Origin of the sequence: Afipia sp. OHSU_II-C1 (assembly GCF_000497575.1) — a bacterium.
GTDB lineage: Bacteria > Pseudomonadota > Alphaproteobacteria > Rhizobiales > Xanthobacteraceae > Afipia.
The window spans coordinates 125926-147182 of sequence record NZ_APJI01000013.1 but is presented as its reverse complement, the minus strand read 5'-3'; the positions used below and the strand labels follow the sequence as shown (position 1 = coordinate 147182).

Here is a 21257-nt window from a genome sequence, read left to right as displayed (position 1 = left end):
CTGCTAGTTCACAGATCAGGACTTGTGGCCGAGCGCTTCGCAGGTGCGCAGGTTCTTTTCGCTTGGCTCTTCGGTCGCCAGCACGTTGAACACGTCGGAATCGCCCTTCTCCGGCTTCGACTTTGACTCGATAATGAGAACCGACTGCACGGCCTGGTGGTCGCACTTGCGATAGTATTCCGGGCCCTTGTAGTAATCGTACTTCAATGCCTCGACCGCGGCGATAACCTTGTCGGTATCGAGGCTTCCGGCCGCCTTGGCTCCCATCAGAAGCGTCTTGACGCCAGCATAGCCGAGCGCGCCGTAATCCGACGGCACCTTGCCGCCATGCATCTTGCGGAAACGATCATTGAACGCCTTTGCGGACGCGACCTTGTCTTCGATACCCCAGTAGTACGAGGTTCCACCGACAACGCCTTCGAACGCCTGTGCGCCAGCGGCAATCCGGCCGGTATAAAGCAGGATCGGCGCAACGATCTTCATGCTCTTCTTCATGCCGAAGTCGGTCGCCTGCTTCAGCGCGATCTGCTGATCGCGGCCGAAATTGCTTATGACGAGAATGTCCGGCTTCAGCGCCTGAATACGCGGCAGCAGCGCGGAGAAGTCCGTGGTGCCGAGCGGATGGCGGATATCGACAAGGCTCTCAATTCCAAATGCCTTTCCGGCTTCCTGGAAGCCGCGCACCATTTCGTGGCCATAGGCATAGTCAGCGGTGAGGAACGCGACCTTCTTGCCGAATTTCGAGAACGCATACCGTCCAACAGCGCCGGCGGTCAGGTGTGGCGTGAGCGCCTCGTGGAACGTGTACTTACTGAAGTCTTTCGCTTCGTTGATTTCGTCCGACTGGCTGATTGAATTGTAGATGATCCCGCGTTCCTTGGTGACGTTGTTCACCGCAAGCTGAACTGACGCCGACAGACTGCCGACGATGAAGTTGACCTTCTCCTTTTCGATCAGCTCGAGCGTGCGGGTTGCCGCTTCACCGGGATTGAGCTTGTCGTCGCGGACGAGCAGTTCGGCCTTGCGGCCATTAAGACCGCCACCTTCGTTGAACTCGGCAATAGCGACTTCCGCCGCACGAACCTGATCCTGCGCTTCGGTGCCGTATGGTCCGGTCAATGGAACGGGAAATCCGACCTTGATGGTCGCTTCCTGCGCCTGGAGAAGATTGATACGAAACGGCGAGGCCGCCAGAACAGCGCCGGCACTGGCTGTAGTAAGCAGACGGCGACGCGAAATCGAGTTCGAACCAATCGTTTTCTTGGCCATGTATTCCTCCGAGGTTGATATTGTTGTGACGTTGATCAGATGCGTCCGAGAGCGGTGAGAATAACGCGTGGAGTGAGCGGAATTTCGGTAACGGTGACATTGAACGGTGAAAGCGCGTCATTCACGGCGTTGGCAACAACAGCGGCCGCCGCTGCAGTCCCCGCTTCCCCGGCTCCCTTGGCGCCGAGTTCGCTTTCCAGCGTCGGCGAGACGATATGCCCGACATCGATATCCGGCATTTCACCAGACATCGGTACCAGATAGTCCGCCATATTCGCGTTGGTGAGCTGCCCGCGTTCGTCATAGATGCAGTGCTCATAAAGCGCGGCACCAAGTCCCTGCACCACACCGCCGCGAATCTGTTCGTCCACAAGCTGCGGATTGATGATCGTTCCGCAGTCTTCCACCACCCAGTGCCTGAGCAACTTGATAAAGCCGGTCCGGGTATCGACCTCAAGCCACGATGCCTGAATGCCGTTTGTGAAGGCGAATGGGTACTCCCGCGGCACGAAATGGCGGGTCGCCATCAACTCCGGCTGGAAGCCCGGCGGCAAGGTATCAGGCCGGAAATAAACGATACGGGCGAGCTCGTGCAACTCAATGCGCGGCTGGGCCCCTTGAGCATCAACGACGGCGTTGCCGGCGATATCGAGATCTTCCGGCTTGGCTTGCGAGATAGCAGCTGCAACATCGAGAATGTTCTTGCGCAGGATCTTGGCCGCCTGCAGCGCGGCTTCGCCACCGATACCGGCACCACGCGACGCCCAGGTGCCACCGCCATAGGGCGTGTTATCGGTATCGCCGAGGATAACGCGCACGCGCTCCATCGACACGCCGAGCACGCTGCCGACGATCTGCGCAGTAAGAGACTCTGATCCCTGTCCCTGCTCAGTGATACTGGTCTGGCAAATCACGCGGCCAGTCGCGTCCAAACGGACCGCGACGCCGTCCTGCGATGAAATCCGCGCGCCGCCAACACCATAAAATGCCGCGCTGGGGTTAGTCACTTCGATGAAACTGGCGATTCCGATGCCGCGATAGATTCCCTGCTTGCGCAATTCCGCCTGCTCGGTCCGCAGTGCGTCGTAATTCATCATTGCGTACAGCTTGTCGAGGGACGCGTGATGAGAAAGCGCCTCGAACTTCAGGCCCGACGGGGAGCCGCACGGATAGGCATCGTCACGGATCAGATTGCGCCGCCGAATCTCGAACGGATCCATCCCGATCCGTTGCGCAGCGAGATCGACAAGCCCTTCCGTGATCGAGCATGCAATCGGATGCCCGACGCCGCGATACTGACAGGTGACGTTCTTGTTCTGGAAAACCACCCGGGTCCGCGCCCTGTAGTTTTGCGTCGTGTACGGTCCGCCGACCAGATTGACAACCTGATTGGCTTCGATGGCACTGGTACGCGGATACATCGAATACGGGCCAATACCCGTAACATCGTCGATCTCGAATGCGTTGATGGCTCCGTCTTTACTAACACCGATACGCGCCTTGCAGATGTGATCGCGAGCGTGAATATCCGTATTAAAGCTCTCGACCCGATCCGCAACGAACTTGATCGGACGACTAAGCAGCTTCGACAGCGCAAGAGTCGCCATCTCGTCGGCATAGATGTGGACCTTGATGCCGAACGATCCGCCGACATCTTTGCAGACAACCCGAACCTGCGCTTCATCAAGACCGAGGTGCTTGGCTGCGATGTTCTGCACCATATGCGGCGCCTGAGTGCCCAAATAAACCGTCAGACGTTCGTCGCCGCTGTTCCAGTCGGCAACGACAGCGCGCGGCTCCAGCGTGACTCCGGTGTGGCGGCCGAAAACAAACTCAGCCTCAACGACCTCATCCGAGTCCCTGAACGCCTGGTCGACAGCACCGGCATCGAGATTGCGCTCGAAAGCCAGATTATCGCCCAGGTCGGAATGAATCACCGGCGTACCGGGGTCGAGCGCCGTGCGCATGTCCGTAACAGGAACGAGCTCTTCATAATCCACTGAGACAAGTTCGGCGGCGTCCTCAGCGAGCGCGCGGCTGGTCGCAACAATGGCGGCCACCGCTTCGCCCTGCCAGCAAGACCGGTCGACGGCGATTGCATGCTGGGGCGCAGACTTCAGGCCCTTGAGATGTGACAGGACGCCAACCCATGGCGAGATGACCTTCGCGAGCTCCGCGCCGGTCACGACAGCGATCACGCCGGGCATCGCTTTCGCCTCGGTCGCGTCGATCTTCAGAATCTTGGCATGAGCATAGGGCGAGCGCAGAAACACGGCATGCGCCATGCGCGGCAGACTCATGTCGCTGACGTACTGGCCTCGCCCCCGCATCAACCGGGCAAGATTCGGGCGCGGCACGGTCTTCCCGATATACGAATTCGGGCGATCAAGAACTGAAAGAGCGGGCTGCTTTTCGCGGCTATCGTTCATCACGCCCGCCCCGCACGTGCGCGCGCCGTCGCCTCCACAGCATCGACAATCGCATGATAGCCCGTGCAACGGCAGTAGTTACCGGACAGGTGTTCGCGAATTTGCTCGCGGTCGGCGTGCGGCTCATGGATCAGGATGTCCTGTGCAGCCATCAACATTCCGGGCGTGCAATAGCCGCACTGAAGGGCGTTCCGATCCTGGAAGGCAGCCTGCAAGTCGGAAATCTCGCCGCTATCCGACAACCCTTCGATCGTTTCGACCGACGCATTCTCGGCCTGCACTGCGAGCAGCAAACACGCACGCACAATATCGCCATTCACGCGAACTGTGCACGCACCGCAAACGCCATGCTCGCAACCGACATGCGTCCCCGTAAGGGACAGATACTCGCGCAGAAAGTCCGCCAGATTTAGCCGGGGAAGCACATGAGCAGAAACGCGCTCGCCGTTCACGGTCAGCGAGATGGGCATCAGATCAGTCATGCGAGCTTTCTCGTTTCGAGATCGGGCCGCCCGAGCAACGTCACGACACATTGCTCCATGAGCTGACGCGCCAGATAGCGGCGCATGGAAGCCGAAGCCTCCTGATCCTCCTGCGGATCGAGTTCGTCATCGAGGGCGGCCTGCGCATCGGCAAGCATCGATGCCGTCATGGATTTTCCCATGAGACGTTGTGAGGCATGCGCCAGCAGGGGTTTGTCACCAACTGCAAAGAATCCGAGCTTGAGATCGGTAAAAACGTCCCGCTCCAGCACTCCGGACGCCGCCAGTCCCACGATGGCATAGTCACCCTTCCGTCGCGCATATTCACGAAAGAAGTGAACAGAGTTCGGTTTCGCAACAGGAACTTCGACAGCCACCAGCAATTCTTCCGGCGACAGCAACGTCTCGTAGATTCCCGTAAAGAAGTCGGTCGCCGGGATGCGGCGCACATTACCCTTGCCCCGCACCACGATCGTTGCACCGAGCGCGATCGAGCATGCCGGCAGTTCCGATGCGGGATCGGCATGCGCAAGGCTGCCGCCGATGGTGCCTTTGTTTCGAATCGCGGGGTGCGCAACGTGCGCGATAGCCTCGGTCAGAAGCGGAGCGTGTTTTGCGATGTCCGAAGATTTCAAGGTATCGACATGCCGGGTGAGCGCTCCGATTCTGAGAACGCCGTCGGATACCGAAATTCCGCGCAACTCGGCAATCGCGCCGATATCGACCAGCAGAGCCGGCGCCGACAGTCTGAGATTCAGGGCCGGCATCAAGCTCTGGCCGCCTGACAAAACCTTCGCCTGATCGCCGTGCAACGCAAGTATCTCCAATGCGTCGTCGACGCTTGAAGCACGCGTATAGCTGAAAGCCGAAGCTTTCATTCCGGCAACCTCCCTCACTCGCCACAATTTATGATGGGCTTGGATTTTATTAGAGGATGCCAGACATCAAAGGTCAAGCGTTGTTTATCGAACGATTATTTCGCGGCGATGAACAGCTCATGACACTGGCAATTGAAGAACCGTGCGATCCGCGGGTTCAGCACAGACCGGCGGGGCACGACAAATCAACGACAAGGTTACGGAATTCCAAATCGAAAAATGCTTTGGACGGCCGTTGTCGCGCTGCACAAATTTTCTAGCGGCGCCCCGCTGTCCGAACAACGCGCCGTCGCAATACCTGCTGCACACCAGCGCGTTTCTTAAAAACAAGACGCGAGCGCTCGGCCTCCATTTTGAGGATTTCGGCGAACAAGGCCGCCGCCGGAGACATCACCTTGCGCGCCGGCTCGATCAGAACGAACTCGGAATAAAACGGCGGATCATCGAGCGGCCTGACATCGAAGCGTCCTTCGTCCAGGTCCGAAACCATCATTACGAAGGGCAGAATCGCAACCCAATCGCTCGCTGCGACAAATTGCAGCGTGCCCATCATTGCGTCGAGTTCAAGCCGTTGCGCCACCGTCACGCCATTGGCGCTGAAATATGTTTCGATATTACGGCGGCGCGTATTCTGAAGCCCGGGCAATACCACTTTGAGCGGACCGAGGTCGGATAGCCTGACCGGTTTCAGATTATTCTTGGTCCGCTTGGCGCTGACTAGCATCTCCCGATCGCGGGCAAGAAGACGATGCGATATCCCGGTTGCCCCCTCGAATGCCGGAACAATGGCAAAATCCAGTTCGCCTTTCAGGATCATTTCGGTCAGAACCCCTGAATAGGCCTCGATAACGCTGATTTCCGAGCCCGGCGCGGAGCCGAGAAACCTGTCTAGCGCGGGAGCGAGCAGCGATCTGGTAAACGTCGGCATCAGGCCCACACGGATCGCACCGCGGACATGACTGACCGCGACACTTTGCTGCGCCGCCTCCAATTTTTTCAGGACGTCGACGCATTCGCGATAATAGAGCTTCCCAGCCAGCGTCGGCTCAACGTCGCGGCCGTTTCGTTCGAGCAACGCCGCCCCGAGCTCAGACTCAAGTTGCTTGAGATGCTGCGAGATACCCGACTGGGTCGCGCCCTCTCGCTTGGCGGCCGACGTAAACGAGCCCTCTTCGTAGACCGCGACAAAAGACCTGATCTGGCGGAGTGAAACCATCCATCAACTTTCTTAATGTGAGAGAGTAAGAATAATCATTTTTCTAATAGCCCACAATCGCTACTCTTGCCTTCAATCACAAACGTCTCGGGAAACGCGCAATGAAGCTGGGCTTTTTCACCATGCCGATCCATCCGCTGGATAAAGACTGGCGGCAGTCGCTGGCGGAGGATCGCGAGGCTTTCCTGCTCGCCGACGAACTCGGATTTACCGAGGCCTATGTCGGCGAGCATGTCACCGACAAGGCCGAGAATATTACGTCGTGCGTGACGTTTCTGGCGTGGATCGCTGCCGCGACCAAACAGATCAAGCTGGGTACGGGCACCGTCAACATGCCCAACACCCACCCTGCGACGGTCGCAGCCACCATCGCGATGCTGGACCATATGCTCGATGGCCGTTTCATTTTCGGCATCAGCCCCGGCGGTCTCCTGTCCGATGCGGAACTGTTCGGCAATCTCGATTTCAACCGCAACGAGATGTTCCTCGAGGCGATCAATCAGGTGCTTGGCATCTGGTCGGGAGAGCCGCCGTACAATCTGCAAGGCAAGTACTGGACGGTGTCCACGCAGCGAACGCAGATCAAGGAAATCGGCCAGGGCTACATCCCTCGCCCGCTGCAACGACCGCATCCGCCGATCGTCGTGACAGCGGTCGCGCCCTTTTCAAAGGGCGTTACCGAAGCGGCCGTTCGGGGATGGGACCCGATTTCTGCAAACTTCCTGATGCCCGCATGGGTCAAAAGCCACTGGCCGAAATACGTTGAAGGCTGCGAGCGCGGCGGTCGCCCCGCGGATCCCGCAAACTGGCGTGTCGCCAAGAGCGTTTTCGTGGCTGACGATGCCGCGACTGCCAAAGCCTATGCCACCGATCCCAACGGTCCATATGTGAACTATTACCGCTCATTGTTCACAAAGCTGAAGAAGAATGGACGGATCGAACTGTTCAAGACGCGCCGCGATCAGCCGGACGACGAGGTGACCCTTGAGATGATCTGCGACAAGCTGATCATCTACGGCACGCCGGACAGTGTTGCCGATCAGCTTCTTGCTTTTCAGGAGGAGGTCGGCACATTCGGAACGCTGCTCTATGCCGGCAAGGACTGGAAAGACCGCCAACTCGGGCGCAGGTCCATGATCCTTGCGGCGGAGAAAGTCCTGCCGCTGGTGAACGCAGGTTCGCCGAAGCAGGCCAGAGCCGCAGAGTAATTGGTAAAGCAGGTATCTCCATTGACCCTCACTGATCGCGTTCCCTATCAGGCTCTCATCGATCGCCCCAAACTTGTTCTTCCTGGCGACAAGAAGCTGGCAGTCTGGATCATCTTGAATGTCGAGGAATGGCGGATCGAAAATGCGATGCCGCGCACGGTTCTCAGCCCGCCGATGGGTCAGCCGCTGCTCCCCGATGTGCCGAACTGGGCGTGGCATGAATACGGAATGCGCGCAGGTTTCTGGCGCCAGTTGAAAGCGCTGACCGACCGAAACATTCCGGGCACGCTGGCCATCAATGGTAACGTCTGCATATCGTATCCTCGCGTCGCGGCCGCGGCACGCGATGCCGGGTTCGAGTTCATGGGGCACGGCTTCCTGCAAGGGCCGATGCACAAGCTCGACAATCAGGGCGACGCCATCAAGCGCGCCGTGGACACTATCGCAAAATTCGCCGGCAAGGCGCCGCGGTCATGGGAAAGCCCCGGATTGACGGAAACCAACGACACGCTCGATCTTCTCCGGCTGAACGGGATCGAATACGTCGCGGATTGGGTCATCGACGATCTGCCGCAGGACATTGAGACCCCGCACGGCCCGATCACCACGATTCCTTACACTGTCGAAACCAATGACATTGTCGTCCACGCGCTACAGCACATGGCTTCGGACCAGTTCATGCGCCGGTGTATCGACCAGTTCGACCGGCTTTATCTCGAAGGCGCCGAGAATGCCCGTGTGATGGCGATCTCGATTCATCCCTACATCACAGGCGTTCCGCACCGCATCAAGTATCTTGAGCAACTGCTCGACTATGTGATCGGCCACGACGGCGTCGCCTTGATGACCGCGAGCGAAATCGGCGACTGGTATCGCGGCCAGATGACCAAAGCTTAAATTCCGATTGGAGTGCAGACATGATCCGGGCCGCCATTGTCGGACTGGGATGGTGGGGACAGACCATTGCCAGCAATCTTTCAAGCAGCGAGGTCATCAAACCGGTACTGGGCATCGATCCGCTGGAGCCCATGCGCGCAAAGGGTTCCGCATTAGGACTCGAGACATCCGCTCGCTTCGAGGATGCGCTGGCACGCTCCGATATTGACGCCGTTATCCTCTGCACGCCGCAGGATCGCCATGCCGCACAGATCGAGGCCGCAGCCAAATCCGGCCGTCATGTGTTTTGCGAAAAGCCGCTTTGCACGACGGGAGCCGATGCAGAGCGCGCCATAACCGCTGTCACAAAGGCGAAAGTCCAGCTCGGTATCGGGCACGAGCGGCGTTTCGAACCGGCCGTCATCGAAATGCGCAAGCGTTTCGCGGACGGCGAGTTCGGCAAAGCGCTCGTCTTGGAGGGAAATTTCAGTCAGGACAAGTTCCTTAATCTGCCGCCGGACAACTGGCGTCTGTCGAATACGGAGAATCCCGTTGGCCCGCTGTCGGCGACCGGTATTCATCTGGTCGATCTTTCGATCGCGATCCTTGGAAAGCCCACCCATGTCTGGGCGCGGCTCGGCACGCTCGGCAGCCATTTCGCAAACGGGGACACGCTCTCAATCACCATCGGCTTCGAGAACCGCACGACGGCTACGCTGAACGCGGTCCTTGCAACACCCTTCATGGGCCGTCTGGCGCTGCTGGGATCAAAGGGCTGGATGGAAATCCGCGACCGGACCCATCCGGAAAATCCGACGGGCTGGGCTGTCACGCGCGTCCAGCGCGATCGCTCACCGGAAACCGCTTACTATCAGCCCCACCCCGCGGTGCGGGACAACCTCGAAGCTTTCGGGCGCGCTGCGCTTGGCGGGAGCCCATATCCCGTCACACATGAAGAAATGCTGATGAACGTTCGGGCGTTCGAGGCAATTCAACGATCAGTCGCCAGCGGCGGCATTGAACCGGTTTGACTTAACAGACGGCCGCTTGGCGCTATTGCCGGACACGCGCGTGAATCCGGCCAGGTATCCATCAATTGCATTAGCGATCATTTCTTCTTTTTCCTGAAGCGGCTCCATCTCATAGATGTACCTTCGGACGCCGTAATAGAAGATACCGCCATGGAAGACCCACGCCATTTCGATCTCGTATGCCGTCTGCTTGGCCTGCGCAGGCAAACCCGCCTCGAACCTGACCTCCTTGATGATGCGCGTGAGGATTTTGTCGCGAACGACGCCGACGTACCAGCGGTTGATGTCGAGGCCTTTAAGGCCCGAGAACAGATAGATCCTCAGCCACTTCCGCGAAAAGATCACATTGGTATAGGTTTCGTAGAACTGCACCAGACGCTCGCGAATGGGGCGCGACCGGTTGGTGAGGAGCTTCTCCCAGCCGGTGTCGAGCGGCTCGAGATAGACCTTGCGATAGACTTCCTTGATCAGTTCTTCCTTGCTCGGGAAATAGCGATAGAGCAGCGGCTGGGTCACACCCAGCCGGCGCGCGAGTTCACGCGTACCGCCGTTGAATCCCTCCTCGGAAAAGAACTCAGTAGCCTTGCGGACGAATTCCTGACGCCGGTCTTCGGGAGACAGGCGCTTCTGTTTGACGCGCGCAACCGATGGTGACGGTTTCTTTTTCATAAGACCCGCTGGGATTATGCCCCAGGAACAAAGTGACCAAAACTTCCGCGTGCAAACAGCAGCGGCTCTGCCCGGTTGTAATCGTAAGCCTCGACCGCACCAAGGAAAATAACGTGGTCGCCGCCGTAATAGCGGTCGGCACTACGGCATTGAAAGGTTGCCACCGCATCCGCAAGGACCGGCGCATCCCCCAACCCGGGCTTCCATGAGACCCCAGCGAATTTGTCCTCGGCGCGCGTGGCAAATTGTTTCGCCAACCCCTGCTGCGACGCCCCCAGCACGTTGACCGCAAAATGGCTCGCGTTCTGAAAGATGGTCATGCTTGGCGAATAGGTCACCAGACTCCACAGCACGAGTGGCGGGTTGAGCGAAACCGACGCGAACGAATTGCAGGTCAAGCCTGCCTGCTTCCCGTCCGGCGTCGCCGCCGTGATGATAGTAACGCCGGTCGCATAAGCCCCCAGCGCGTTCCGGAAATCGCGCGGATCAATCGATGAACTGTCGCTCGAAAGCTCGTTCCTGAAGTCGGCCGGATTCTGCGAAGCAGCAACCATGACCCGCACCTCTTAAAGGGTCAGATTTTCGGATGGCAGATCAAGCGCGACGCGGCCGTAGTTGGTTCCGGACGCATCGAAACTGAATGCAATGTGTGCGTTAATCGCATGGGCATCGCGGAATTGCCGCTGCAGAGCGCCAGTCGTGTAAAGGCCCCGCGCGCCGCTCGCCGAAAACAATGTGGAAACCGCTTCGGTGCACAGATTGACCGCATATGCGCCGTCGCGCCGGTATCTGGTTTTCTCCGAAAGGTTGGGGACGACGCCGCGACGGGCGTCGGACATCGCCTCAATACAGGTTCGGCGCATGATCAGACGCGCTGCATCAACCTTTGCAGACGCCTCAGCGATCTTGATCTGTGTTGTCTGCAGGTCACCCAGTTTCGCGCGGTTGTAGGTCGAGGCGCGATGCTTGGCGATCCCGACGTAATCATCAAGGCAGGCCTGGGCATTACCCAGGCCTGCTCCCGAGAGAACGAACGGAAACAGTGAAAAGACTGGCAAGGCGTAAAGCGCACCGGGATTCACTGCGCTTCCAGGTGTCGCTCCACCACCAACGTCCCTGACCGCAAGGGTCATGTAATCCGGGACAAATACATCCTTGGCTTCGACATCGTTGGATCCAGTCCCCTTGAGGCCGGTCGAACTCCATGTGTCGAGAATCTTGTAGTCAGACTGCTTCAGCAAGAAGATCCGGTATTCCACACCATCCGCATCATCATCGGACGACACGATGCCTGCCAGCATGTTCCAGCTGCTGGAATCGACGCCCGATGAGAACGGCCAACGGCCTGACAGGGTATACCCACCGGCGACCTTCGTGGCGCGGCCGGCAGGGAATACGAACGACGATGCAATCAGGGCATCGACATTCTCGTTCCAGATCAGGTCCTGCGCACGCACATCGAACATACCCAGCATCCAGTGATGGCTGGCCAGATTCGCGAGATTCCACGCAACCGACGCATCGGCAAGTGCGACGACGTCCGCGAAATCGACCAGTGCCACGTAATCGAGCTCGGAGCCACCCACCCGCTTGGGCTGAAGAATCCTGAACAGGCCGGCTTCATGAAGCTCTCGCTCGGTTTCCGGAGGAAGGCGCCGCATTTCCTCCGTCTTTGCAGCACGCTCCCGCAATTTCGGAACCAGCGCGTGCGCACGCTCCAGCATCTCCGAATATGCATCATCCTGACCGTTTGAACGACGGTCCAGACCAAGCTTATGAACGGTACCCGACATGGTCGCCTCCCTAAAACTATCGCGCCGATGCTTTCCTCGGAGCATTCGGCTTGATATGCGGACGATCGAGATAGAGCGAAGCCTTCAGTCCTTCGTCATCCTGCGTCGCAAATTCGGACAACAGTTTCATCTCCGGAATCCGCGACCGGTCCAGCGTGTTCACATCCGGCCAGTCGATCTCGACCAGATTGCCGGCTGGATCACGCAGGTACATCTGAACACACCCGTCGGGGAGCTCGTTGACGGAATTGCGAAACGCCGAGGAATCGAGCGCTCCGATAGCCTTCGCTTTCTCATAAGCCGCATGAAAGTCATCCACATCGAGCGCAAAGTGCTGATACACCGGGACGCTATCCTCAAGTTCAAACAGGTGGAGTTGAAGATCACCGCAACGCAGATACTTGGTTTTGAAGCCGAAATTATAGGTCGGGATCAACTCCATGCCCAGCACGGTCTGATAGAAGCGGGCGGACTCTTCGAGGTTCTTCGCGCCGATGGAAAGGTGGTTGAAACCAAGGACTTTCATGCCTGCTCTCCCGTAAACTGATCGATGCTTTTTATTTTATCACCTGATAAATAACGCAACGTAGCCGGAATTGCAAGCACGGCACTGCGTAGTGCGCCGCACAAAGCGTGCAGCGCGCCAATCCGTCCTGCAAAATTTCGAATTTCCTGATGCGAAGCGGGCCTTTAGGCTCCTCGCGGTAGCCTAATCTGGCCTGCCCAGCGCTCGCAGTATCTGCGCGCGCGACGAACGCGGGCGATGAATTCCGCACAATGCTGCCTGCAAATCCTGGACGCGTTCTGCGTTGCTGTCGGCCTGGCTGCCATCTGCATTCATGAAGCTATTCTCGAAACCGATCCTGCAATGCCCGCCCATGGCTGCGGCCGCAACCAGCGACGCTGTCTCAGACGCACCAAAAGCGCAAACCCACCAGTCGAACCGCTCGGTACCCCCGTTGTCGCGAACTTTCGCAACGAACGGTGCGAGTTCAGCGGGATCGCTTTCCTGCGCGACAGCATAGCGGCCAAGCGGGAAGATAACGGAGTGCCGGCGACCGGGGATGATCCCGCGTTTCATCAGATCGAGCAGATGATCAAATTCATTCGCAGCATAAACGATGTGCTGGACAGCAATCTTCTGCTCATGGGCCCATCGGTAGAGATCCCCAGCAGCGGCTTCCGCGCTCGCGTCCGGAATCAACTCCTTGGTCGCAATGCTCACAGCCTCGGGACGAACGGCCCGAACCACCGCGATCTGCTCATCGGGCCTGAACATGCCGACAGCCTCGGTTGTGATCTGGATAACGAATTCCGGACCAACGAGCCGCCGCACGGCTTCGGTCGCAGCCAGATAGCGTGACGCATCAAGCGTATGACGCCCGTCCGCATCGCGAACGTGCATATGAACAGCCTGCGCACCGGCTGTCTTGCACGCCAGCGCATCCGCTGCGATCGCTTCGGTTGTCAGGGGTAGATTGTGATGTTCCGCATGGCCTTTGCGTGCGCCGTTCGGCGCAACCATGATTGTCAGATCGGCCATGCTGTACCTTTCGAAGAAGCTTAAGCTCAAGGATGAGAGGAAGCGCCGAAGGCTCTACGGCTTGAGCGTCTTCCGGTCAATTCCATGCATGGTTTCCAGCACGGCACAAACCGCAGCGGTGTCCTGCTCCCGGCGCCCGAGCGCCGAGCCTGCGTGATAAACTTGCGACGCCGCCGCATAAACCGGTAAGGCACAGTCGAGACCGGCCGCAAAGGCGTCGATGATTGCAATATCCTTAAGCTGCATGCGGATCGTTGCAGTCGGTTCATCATAACGCTCGTCGCGCATCAGCGGACCGCGCATCTGGAACATGCGGGATGTACCTGCGCTATCCGCGAGCGTATCGTAGACAATAGCGGGGTCAATTCCGGCCTTGATGCCCAGAACCATCGCCTCAGCCGCCGCGACGTTGTGGATCGTCACCAGATGGTTGGCGATGTACTTCATGATACTCCCGCGCCCGAACGGCCCCAGATAATGCTGCACGCGGGACATGCCGGCAAAAACCGGAGCGCAGCGTTCAAAAGCCGCCTTGTCACCGCTGCCCAGGATCACAAGGTCCTTTGCGACCGCCTGAGCCCCTGTGCCGCTGATCGGGCAGTCGAGAAGCACCTTGCCGCTCTTCTTCATGACATCGAACGCAGCCTGCTTGATATCCAGCGGCAACGTGGAGCACTCGATGACAATCTGCCCGGTGCCTGTCGCATTGGCGACGCCATCGGCGCCGCCAATGACTTCGGTCAACGCTTCGGCTTTCGGCAAGGACATGATGGTGATCGGCGCCGCTTCGGCAACCGCGCGCGGAGAAGCCAGTGCCTGCCCTCCCAGCGAATTCAGGCGCGCGGAGGCCGCGGGCACGGGATCATATCCAACGACGGTAAAGCCTGTCTCGCGCAGGTTACGCGCCATTGCGGTGCCCATAATCCCGACACCGACGATACCAACAGTTTGATTCATTCTGCGCGCCTCTCGTTAACAGCAGGAGTGATGCGCGCAATATCAGCAAGGGTCTTGATCTGACAACAGCAAACTCTCACCAGACGATCATCATGCCCACGACGCCGCGGCCTCGTTGAGGATCCATGAACGGAAAGCCGATATCCGCGGATCGTCAGCCCTGTTTTCTGCACCAACCAGCCAGTAAGAAGTCGCGCTGCTAAAAGCTTCCCAAACCCCGACAAGATCACCGGAAGCCAGGCGACGCAGCAGCAGCTGGCTCACCGAAGCGTTCGCCGGGCTTTTTCTTCAAGCAGCCTGACCATGACAAGAAGCGCCCGGTTGGCTGGCGTCGGAATCGAAAGCTCCTCGCCCCTCCGCACGACATATCCGTTCAGATAGTCAATTTCGGTTTTCTTGCCGCGCGCCAGATCCTGAGCCGTGGATGAGTATTGGTTTGGCATCGAGTTGGCCAGTGCCAGAACGGTTTCACTGATGTTTCCCGGCACGGCAACGCCCAGGGCCGATGCGACCGCAGTGCATTCCGCGACGACGCTCCTGGCAACTTCAGTTACACCGCTGACCTCGAACAACTGCCCATAAGGCAACTGCGCTACCGCCGACAGCGCATTGTACGCACAGTTCGTGATCAGCTTGATCCAGAGTTCATCGATAACCTTGTCAGAGACCACAGTAGGTACGCCAGCCTGTGTGAAGGTTGCAGCGAGATCAGTGCTTGATGGAGAGGCCCCTACAATCAATTCGCCCCTGCCATGATGCTTGACGTGACCTGGTCCAGCCATTTCAGCCGCCACGTAGACGATCGCAGGCACGGCAATCTGATCGATCGTCGTTTGCAGGCGGTCCGCGTTGTCGACGCCGTTCTGCAGGCACAAGATCACCGCACCCTGCTTCAGATGCGGAGCGATCAGCCGTCCGGCAGCTTCCGTATCAGCCGATTTCACGCAGAACAGAACGACATCCGCGCCCGCAACACCGATGGCGTCAGTCGTCGCGGCAACCTGCACGTGGTCCCTGAAATCACGATGTTCGAGTAACAGACCGTGCTGCTTGACCGCCTCCACATGCTGGGACCGGCCTATCAAGGTCACGAGATGCCCCGCCCTAGCAAGCATCGCGCCGAAATAGCAACCGACGGCTCCGGCGCCCATCACTGCGACTTTCATGCTTCGCCTCGAACCCCGTTAACACCGCGCATAGGACGGGTCTAGTTCCCGCCCTTCCTGATGTTGCCCTGCGTAATAAGGCGAGCGCTGCGCTGTCCACTGACATAGATCCACAACCAGCTCAGCGCGACGGCAAGACGATTGCGCAGTCCGATCAGGAAGAAGATGTGAGCGATACCCCACATCCACCAGGCGATGCGGCCCTTCAACTTGATCCAGCCGAAATCGACAATGGCTTCGCGCTTGCCAATCGTGGCGAGGTTGCCCGCGTTCCTGTACGCGAACGGCGCACCTGGGCTGCCACCCTTCAGCCGCGCTCGAATCACCTCCGCGACATAGTGCCCCTCCTGCTTGGCCGCCGGTGCCACGCCAGGCACCAGCTTTCCATCCGCCGTTTCGACATGCGCGGCATCGCCAATGACAAAGATGTTCGGATGTCCCGGCACCGTCAGGTCAGGCTGCACAAGAACCCGGCCTGCACGATCTGCCGGTGCATGCAGCCACTCCGCGGCGGGCGAAGCAGCCACTCCCGCTGCCCAGATGATGGTCTTTGCGGGAAGGAATTCGCCGTCAAGCTCAACTCCGCCTTCTCCGCACTTTGAAACCGCGCGCCCAAGTTTAATCTCGACTCCGAGCCGCGTCAGCGCCCGTTGCGCATAGCCCGACAGATCTTCGCTGAAACTGGAGAGGATGCGAGGTCCGGCTTCGATAAGAACAACCCTCGCGCTTCTTGTATCGAAATTGCGAAAGTCACCTCTCAACGTGTCGCGCGCGAGCTCGGCGATGGTGCCTGCAAGTTCGACACCGGTCGGCCCTGCGCCAACAACGACAAAGGTCAGAAATTTTGCACGCTCTGCCGCGTCCGTCTCCCACTCGGCCTGCTCAAACGCGGACAGAATACGCCGCCTGATTTTGGTGGCGTCTTCCAGCGTCTTGAGCCCGGGTGCATATGGCTCCCATTCGTCGTGACCGAAGTAGGCATGGCGGGCCCCGGTCGCCAAAATCAGGACATCAAAAGCGATCGGCTCCTCGCCGTCCAGCATCACCTGCTTCGCCTCGATGTTAACGCCGGCGACACTCCCGAGCAGCGTTGTGACATTCTCCTGCCTGCGGACAAGATGACGGACAGGCCAGGCGATTTCCGAGGTGGCGAGTGTTGCGGTCGCGACCTGGTAAAGCAGCGGCTGAAACAGATGATGGTTGCGCTGGTCAACGATCGTGATGTGCACAGGTGCGTCGGCAAGACCCCGCGTTGCCTCAAGCCCGCCGAAGCCGGCTCCGACGATGACGACATGTGGACGGGAGGGATCAACAGCCATCTGACCGGCCATGTATCACCATCCTCTCCACAATGAGCCACGCAATCATTTTTTTGCCGTCACAAGCGCAACAGCCGCCTCGGCTGTCAATTGCCGAAACGTGAAGGTTTCCTGCAAATAGAGCTCAACAACTGAACTGGAATGGCTGAGATAACCAATGGAGAAGTCCTGACCGATATCCAGTTCGAAGTCCCCACCGCGCGTGGTGAGCACGAACCCGCCCTCAATGGCAGGCGCCCAGATGATCCCGCCATCCACCACACGCTCGATATGATGAAAGACCGGATACCCATCGTCGCTTCCGCCGGACACGGCTGCGTATGCGCCCGCCCCAAGCACAAGTGCATATGGTCCATCGCAGCCCGCGAGGCGCAATTGGCTGACGGCTTGCGCCACAGCGTCCGGATAGCCCTTCACGCTGCCCGGAAGTGTCACAACGGCATTGCTGCTGCCTTCGCGGATGCCTTGAATTCCGGCCGCAGCATATCCATTGAAAACGGAGCGATCTTCGGCAAATGCGATCTTCCTCGCCGCCTCCTTGACGGGCGACCAATCCGAATCCGTTGCACCGCGCTCTACGTCATCGATCGCCTGTCGCGTAAGTTCGAATGGGACACGTAACTCAACGAGCGCCCTTACCTCGCGTTGCGTGGTCTGGATTCCCTCGCCAGGCGCCGGGATCTGCTTGACATGACCTGTCCCGACGGCGGAAAAATCGAATCCTTTCGGGCCGACAACGTCAACGACACGGCGTGCTGCCAGATGACGCTTGAGGGTGCGGGACGCCTCCTGCTCGATTTGCTCCCATGCTCCCTCCGAAACGGGCGCGAGATGCCGATAGAGATTATTCATGTCCAGCCTCTTTCTTCAGGGATCCTATACCGAGTGAGCCATCGCCAGGACGTGCATCCGATTTTGGCCGAGGCTCAGGAGCCTCTTTCGTCCCGCCCTCCGCAACTGGCTGCACCTCGGCACCAACGTCGTCCAGAAACGTCGCTGTCGGCACGAAGAACAGAGATCCTGTTACCGCACGGCTGAAATCAAGCAGACGGTCATAAGTGCCCGGCGGGTTACCGACAAACATGTTTTCCAGCATCTTCTCGATGCGATGAGGCGACCGCGCGTAACCGATGAAATAGGTACCGAATTCGCCCTTGCCCACCTCGCCAAACGGCATGTTGTCGCGCAGGATCTGAAGCTGCTCACCGTTCTCTTCGATCGAGGTCAGAACATTGTGCGCATAGGGTTTCTTCATGGAGTCGGGTTGTTCGATATCGGACAGCTTGTGCCGGCCGATGATGTTCTCCTGCTCCTCGACGGGCACCTTGTTCCATCGCTCCACGTCGTGCAGGTACTTCTGCACGATCACATAGCTGCCCCCGGAAAAGGCGGTGTCCTCATCGCCGACAAGGGCGGCCAGTTCGGCAGCTTGTCCCACTGGGTTTTCAGTCCCGTCAACGAATCCGATCAAATCGCGGTCGTCGAAAAACTTGAAGCCGTGCACCTCGTCCACGGCGGCGACCGCACCGGCGAGCCGCGACATAATGTGCGTTGCCAGTTCGAAGCACAAATCCATGCTCGCCGCACGAATGTGAAAGAGGATGTCGCCAGCCGTCGAAACGGCGGTGTGCACACCACGAATTTCACGAAAGGGATGCAGGTCCTTTGGTCTCGGCGTTCCGAACAGCCGGTCCCAGGCGTCGGAGCCAAACCCCATGATACAGGACAACTGTCCGTTCAAATCGCGGAATCCCACACCGCGCAGCAGGCTGGAAAGATCGCCGCACAGACCGCGAACGGCCTCTTCAGAAGATGGCCCCGGATTGATCGTCACGACAAGGAAGATTGCCGCACGCGTAAGCCTGGCAGCGACCGACTGGGACACGGGAGGCGGCAAATTTGAAACCATACTCGATCCGTTCGATGCCATTTGCAACACATCGCCAGTTCATCGAACGGGGCGCAAAAGTGCAAGTCACATCGTATCCGCGCCAAGCACGCGACGCCAGAATATTGGGTCCATCGCTGCCAATCGCGGCGAACCTCGATGCGCCGCGCTCTTGGAAGAACAAACCGGATCGCGCCACCGGCTAATCCATGTCCCGAAAGGCGTGTCCGGAAGCTGCTACGCCCTCTATGACGCTCGGAGGAAGCAGGTCTTGTGCGGCACTGCCATCAAAAACCCAATCAGCCTTGTCGGCGAGATCCGGAAGATTTGTCCCTTTGCGCACGTAGAGGCCGATGGCTGGCTTTTTCGCGTTAATGTAGAGATCATACTGTTGCATCGAGGTGACTTTCCTAATTGGCACACCAAATACGGAAATGCGATGGGTCAACGACGAGCTGCCCGCGTGACCGCCTCGAGGAATCCATCACAGCCTGACGGGCCGACCCGACGACTCCTCCTCCAGAGTTACGGCAATGTCCGCATTCGCGGACAGGCGCACCTTGTCCCCTTCTACGCCGGCGACAAACCCCCTCTCGATGTAATGATGACGCCCCTCGTGCTTCCCGAAGCTGTCACTTCTTTTGAGCTTGATGCGATCACCTTCGACGCGATCAACTGTACCGACGTGGACACCATCAGCGCCGATGACTTCCATGTTTTCCTTGATCTGATCTTTCATCACAACGTCCTCCTCATTGAGTTAGCGTGCATTGAAAATCATCCCCCAAGAAACGCGGGCACCAAGTCTTCCTCAACAATGATCTGCGCAGCCTGGGGCGTCTGGTTGCTGCCCACGAGATCGAGGCGTGTCGCCGCCTCAAACAATAGAGCGCGGACATCATCTGGCGAGAGGACATTCTTCGCGACAAGCTTGCGTACCAACGCCTGCAGGATGAGGGGGTCGATTTCGCCGTGTCCCAGCGTGGCCAATCTTCCGCTCATTTTGGATCTCCCGGCTTAGCTCGCAGCTTCGGTGACTAGCCTGCGCTGCAAATCTCGCACCTAAGGTGAGGACTTCTGAATCTCCCGTTGCAACTCCGCGAACGCGCGGCGCAGTCCGTGAAGCTGATCCATCAAATGAAGAATGACGTCGATACCCTCGTCGTTTGCTCCCAGATCGTTTTTCAGATCATGGATAAGATGGGCACGAGCAACGTCGACATCGGAGAACTGAACGCCCGCGGCGGTTTCTTCGGGAATGATCCATTGCTGATCCAGCCAAATATCCAGCGTCTGCGCCTGGAGACCCGAATAAGACAGAAACTCCTGCTTGTTCATGACGTCCTGTCCTCACGTGGATTGAACTCCCTGCCCTCCTCCCAATTCGAGACAAATGCCTCGAGTTCGGGGTCCGGCGATTTAGGCAAAACCACCTTCAGCTTCACGAACTGATCGCCTTGGCCGCCCCCGCGACGGGGCGCGCCTTTCCCTCTCAGCCGCAAGGTCGTTCCGGTATTCGAACCTTTTGGCACTGACATCGACACATCGCCTGTCGGCGTCGGGACGCGAATCCGCCCTCCGAGTACGGCCTCGGATAGGGAGACGGGTAATTCTATAGATATGTCGTCCCCCTCGCGTGTGAAGCGCCGATCCGGCACGACTTCAACCTCGATCAAGGCATCGCCGCGCTCACCCTTGCCGGTGCCTGGCGCTCCCTTGCCTTTCAGGCGCAAGACCTGTCCATCCACCAAACCCGGCGGAATTTTCACGTCGAGCGAGCCGCCGTCCGGCAGCGTCAGGCGCTTGTTTGCACCCGTAATCGAATCCGTAAAATCGATTAGCAAGGTGTAGTGCAGATCACGTCCACGCCGGTTCGCCCGCGCTCTTTGGCCCCTTTTCAGGAGTTCAGCGAACGCGTCGTCAGTGTCCATGTAATCGGAAAAACCGGAACTGTCCGCGTAATGATGCCCCTCGTCCGAGGTTGCAAAATCCCGATAATAATGGTGCTGCGGGCGTTCCGCCCCGGTTGCATCGATCTCGCCACTATCAAAGCGCTTCCGTTTCTCAGCATCGCTGAGAAGATCATATGCGCCGGCGACTTCCTTGAATTTTTCTTCGGCTGATTTTTCGCCCGGATTCAGGTCCGGATGCAGCTTCTTCGCCAGTTTTCGATAAGCCTTCTGGATATCCGCAGAAGAAGCCGTCGGAGAAACGTCAAGAACCTCGTATGGATTTCTCACGACCGTCTCCCGGAGCACGTTGGCCTGCCTGGAAATCCGAGCATACGAACTAACGTCACGACGTCGCAACGTATTTCGCATTGCTGACGATCGTATCGCTCCGCTGGATGCCCAAAGGCAATCCAACCGCGCGGGCGGCGATGCTTCAATCCTGCTGATGCTCTACGGCGTCCGCTAGAAGAACATAAATTCCGAAATGGAATGCAAGCTTGAGCGCAAATTTCTCACTTGGGGATCAGATATCCTGCTCCATCCAATCGCAGGAAATCGGCTCCCATGAACCTGACACTCAA

General features: G+C 58.5%; 23 protein-coding genes. 3 read left to right on the top strand and 20 right to left on the bottom strand.

Annotation, left to right across the window (positions count from 1 at the left end):
• Positions 1–15: 15 nt before the first annotated feature.
• The 5 genes from I554_RS0113905 to I554_RS0113885 all read right to left on the bottom strand — a co-directional run bounded on the left by I554_RS0113905 (position 16) and on the right by I554_RS0113885 (position 6274).
• Positions 16–1269, bottom strand: coding sequence for an ABC transporter substrate-binding protein (locus I554_RS0113905; protein ID WP_024576483.1), 1254 nt, complete (start codon positions 1267–1269; stop codon positions 16–18).
• A gap of 35 nt (positions 1270–1304) precedes the next feature.
• Positions 1305–3698, bottom strand: coding sequence for a xanthine dehydrogenase family protein molybdopterin-binding subunit (locus tag I554_RS0113900; RefSeq protein WP_024576484.1), 2394 nt, complete (start codon positions 3696–3698; stop codon positions 1305–1307).
• Positions 3698–4180 carry a (2Fe-2S)-binding protein gene (locus I554_RS0113895; RefSeq protein ID WP_024576485.1) on the bottom strand — a complete coding sequence of 161 codons (483 nt, stop codon included), beginning with the start codon at positions 4178–4180 and terminating at the stop codon, positions 3698–3700. Before I554_RS0113895 ends, I554_RS0113900 begins: the two co-directional genes overlap by 1 nt.
• Positions 4177–5058, bottom strand: coding sequence for a xanthine dehydrogenase family protein subunit M (locus tag I554_RS0113890; protein ID WP_024576486.1), 882 nt, complete (start codon positions 5056–5058; stop codon positions 4177–4179). Before I554_RS0113890 ends, I554_RS0113895 begins: the two co-directional genes overlap by 4 nt.
• A gap of 256 nt (positions 5059–5314) precedes the next feature.
• Positions 5315–6274, bottom strand: coding sequence for a LysR family transcriptional regulator (locus I554_RS0113885; protein WP_024576487.1), 960 nt, complete (start codon positions 6272–6274; stop codon positions 5315–5317).
• A gap of 101 nt (positions 6275–6375) precedes the next feature.
• Here I554_RS0113885 and I554_RS0113880 point away from each other — a divergent pair, with 101 nt between their 5' ends.
• From I554_RS0113880 to I554_RS0113870, 3 genes are read left to right on the top strand one after another with little or no spacing between them, the layout of a single operon-like run.
• A complete protein-coding gene (locus I554_RS0113880) occupies positions 6376–7482 on the top strand; it encodes an LLM class flavin-dependent oxidoreductase (RefSeq protein ID WP_024576488.1) in 1107 nt (368 codons plus the stop codon).
• 21 nt (positions 7483–7503) lie between these two features.
• Positions 7504–8379 carry a polysaccharide deacetylase family protein gene (locus tag I554_RS0113875; protein WP_024576489.1) on the top strand — a complete coding sequence of 292 codons (876 nt, stop codon included), beginning with the start codon at positions 7504–7506 and terminating at the stop codon, positions 8377–8379.
• A gap of 20 nt (positions 8380–8399) precedes the next feature.
• Positions 8400–9389 carry a Gfo/Idh/MocA family oxidoreductase gene (locus I554_RS0113870; RefSeq protein ID WP_024576490.1) on the top strand — a complete coding sequence of 330 codons (990 nt, stop codon included), beginning with the start codon at positions 8400–8402 and terminating at the stop codon, positions 9387–9389.
• Here the strand turns inward: I554_RS0113870 and I554_RS0113865 are convergent.
• The 15 genes from I554_RS0113865 to I554_RS0113790 all read right to left on the bottom strand — a co-directional run bounded on the left by I554_RS0113865 (position 9357) and on the right by I554_RS0113790 (position 20964).
• Positions 9357–10058, bottom strand: coding sequence for a TetR/AcrR family transcriptional regulator (locus I554_RS0113865; protein ID WP_024578180.1), 702 nt, complete (start codon positions 10056–10058; stop codon positions 9357–9359). The genes I554_RS0113870 and I554_RS0113865 overlap by 33 nt on opposite strands.
• Positions 10059–10072: 14 nt before the next feature.
• Positions 10073–10612, bottom strand: coding sequence for a flavin reductase family protein (locus tag I554_RS0113860; RefSeq protein ID WP_024576492.1), 540 nt, complete (start codon positions 10610–10612; stop codon positions 10073–10075).
• Positions 10613–10624: 12 nt separating this feature from the next.
• Positions 10625–11851, bottom strand: a complete 1227-nt coding sequence (locus I554_RS0113855; protein ID WP_024576493.1) for an acyl-CoA dehydrogenase family protein — start codon at positions 11849–11851, stop codon at positions 10625–10627.
• A 16-nt stretch (positions 11852–11867) separates the two neighbouring features.
• A complete protein-coding gene (locus tag I554_RS0113850; protein WP_024576494.1) occupies positions 11868–12377 on the bottom strand; it encodes a VOC family protein in 510 nt (169 codons plus the stop codon).
• A gap of 183 nt (positions 12378–12560) precedes the next feature.
• Complete coding sequence (locus I554_RS0113845; protein ID WP_024576495.1) at positions 12561–13394, bottom strand: 3-keto-5-aminohexanoate cleavage protein; 834 nt, start codon at positions 13392–13394, stop codon at positions 12561–12563.
• Between the two features lie 54 nt (positions 13395–13448).
• Positions 13449–14351 carry an NAD(P)-dependent oxidoreductase gene (locus I554_RS0113840; protein WP_024576496.1) on the bottom strand — a complete coding sequence of 301 codons (903 nt, stop codon included), beginning with the start codon at positions 14349–14351 and terminating at the stop codon, positions 13449–13451.
• Between the two features lie 260 nt (positions 14352–14611).
• Complete coding sequence (locus I554_RS0113835) at positions 14612–15517, bottom strand: 2-dehydropantoate 2-reductase (protein WP_024576497.1); 906 nt, start codon at positions 15515–15517, stop codon at positions 14612–14614.
• 41 nt (positions 15518–15558) lie between these two features.
• Positions 15559–16848 carry an NAD(P)/FAD-dependent oxidoreductase gene (locus tag I554_RS0113830; RefSeq protein WP_024576498.1) on the bottom strand — a complete coding sequence of 430 codons (1290 nt, stop codon included), beginning with the start codon at positions 16846–16848 and terminating at the stop codon, positions 15559–15561.
• A 33-nt stretch (positions 16849–16881) separates the two neighbouring features.
• Entirely contained in the window at positions 16882–17688 is an 807-nt protein-coding gene (locus I554_RS0113825; protein ID WP_024576499.1) for a family 1 encapsulin nanocompartment shell protein, read from the bottom strand.
• Positions 17681–18745 (bottom strand): Dyp-type peroxidase, encoded by a 1065-nt coding sequence (locus tag I554_RS0113820; RefSeq protein WP_024576500.1) that lies wholly within the window; start codon positions 18743–18745, stop codon positions 17681–17683. Before I554_RS0113820 ends, I554_RS0113825 begins: the two co-directional genes overlap by 8 nt.
• A gap of 181 nt (positions 18746–18926) precedes the next feature.
• Positions 18927–19121, bottom strand: a complete 195-nt coding sequence (locus I554_RS0113810; protein ID WP_024576501.1) for a hypothetical protein — start codon at positions 19119–19121, stop codon at positions 18927–18929.
• Between the two features lie 87 nt (positions 19122–19208).
• The gene (locus tag I554_RS0113805) at positions 19209–19463 is read right to left on the bottom strand and encodes a DUF2171 domain-containing protein (protein ID WP_024576502.1); all 255 of its coding nucleotides are present in this window, start codon (positions 19461–19463) and stop codon (positions 19209–19211) included.
• A 38-nt stretch (positions 19464–19501) separates the two neighbouring features.
• Positions 19502–19726: a hypothetical protein gene (locus I554_RS0113800; RefSeq protein WP_024576503.1), complete on the bottom strand. Its 225-nt coding sequence runs from the start codon at positions 19724–19726 to the stop codon at positions 19502–19504.
• A 60-nt stretch (positions 19727–19786) separates the two neighbouring features.
• Positions 19787–20062: a chaperone modulator CbpM gene (locus tag I554_RS0113795; RefSeq protein ID WP_024576504.1), complete on the bottom strand. Its 276-nt coding sequence runs from the start codon at positions 20060–20062 to the stop codon at positions 19787–19789.
• Positions 20059–20964 (bottom strand): DnaJ C-terminal domain-containing protein, encoded by a 906-nt coding sequence (locus I554_RS0113790; RefSeq protein ID WP_024576505.1) that lies wholly within the window; start codon positions 20962–20964, stop codon positions 20059–20061. Before I554_RS0113790 ends, I554_RS0113795 begins: the two co-directional genes overlap by 4 nt.
• Positions 20965–21257 lie beyond the last annotated feature (293 nt).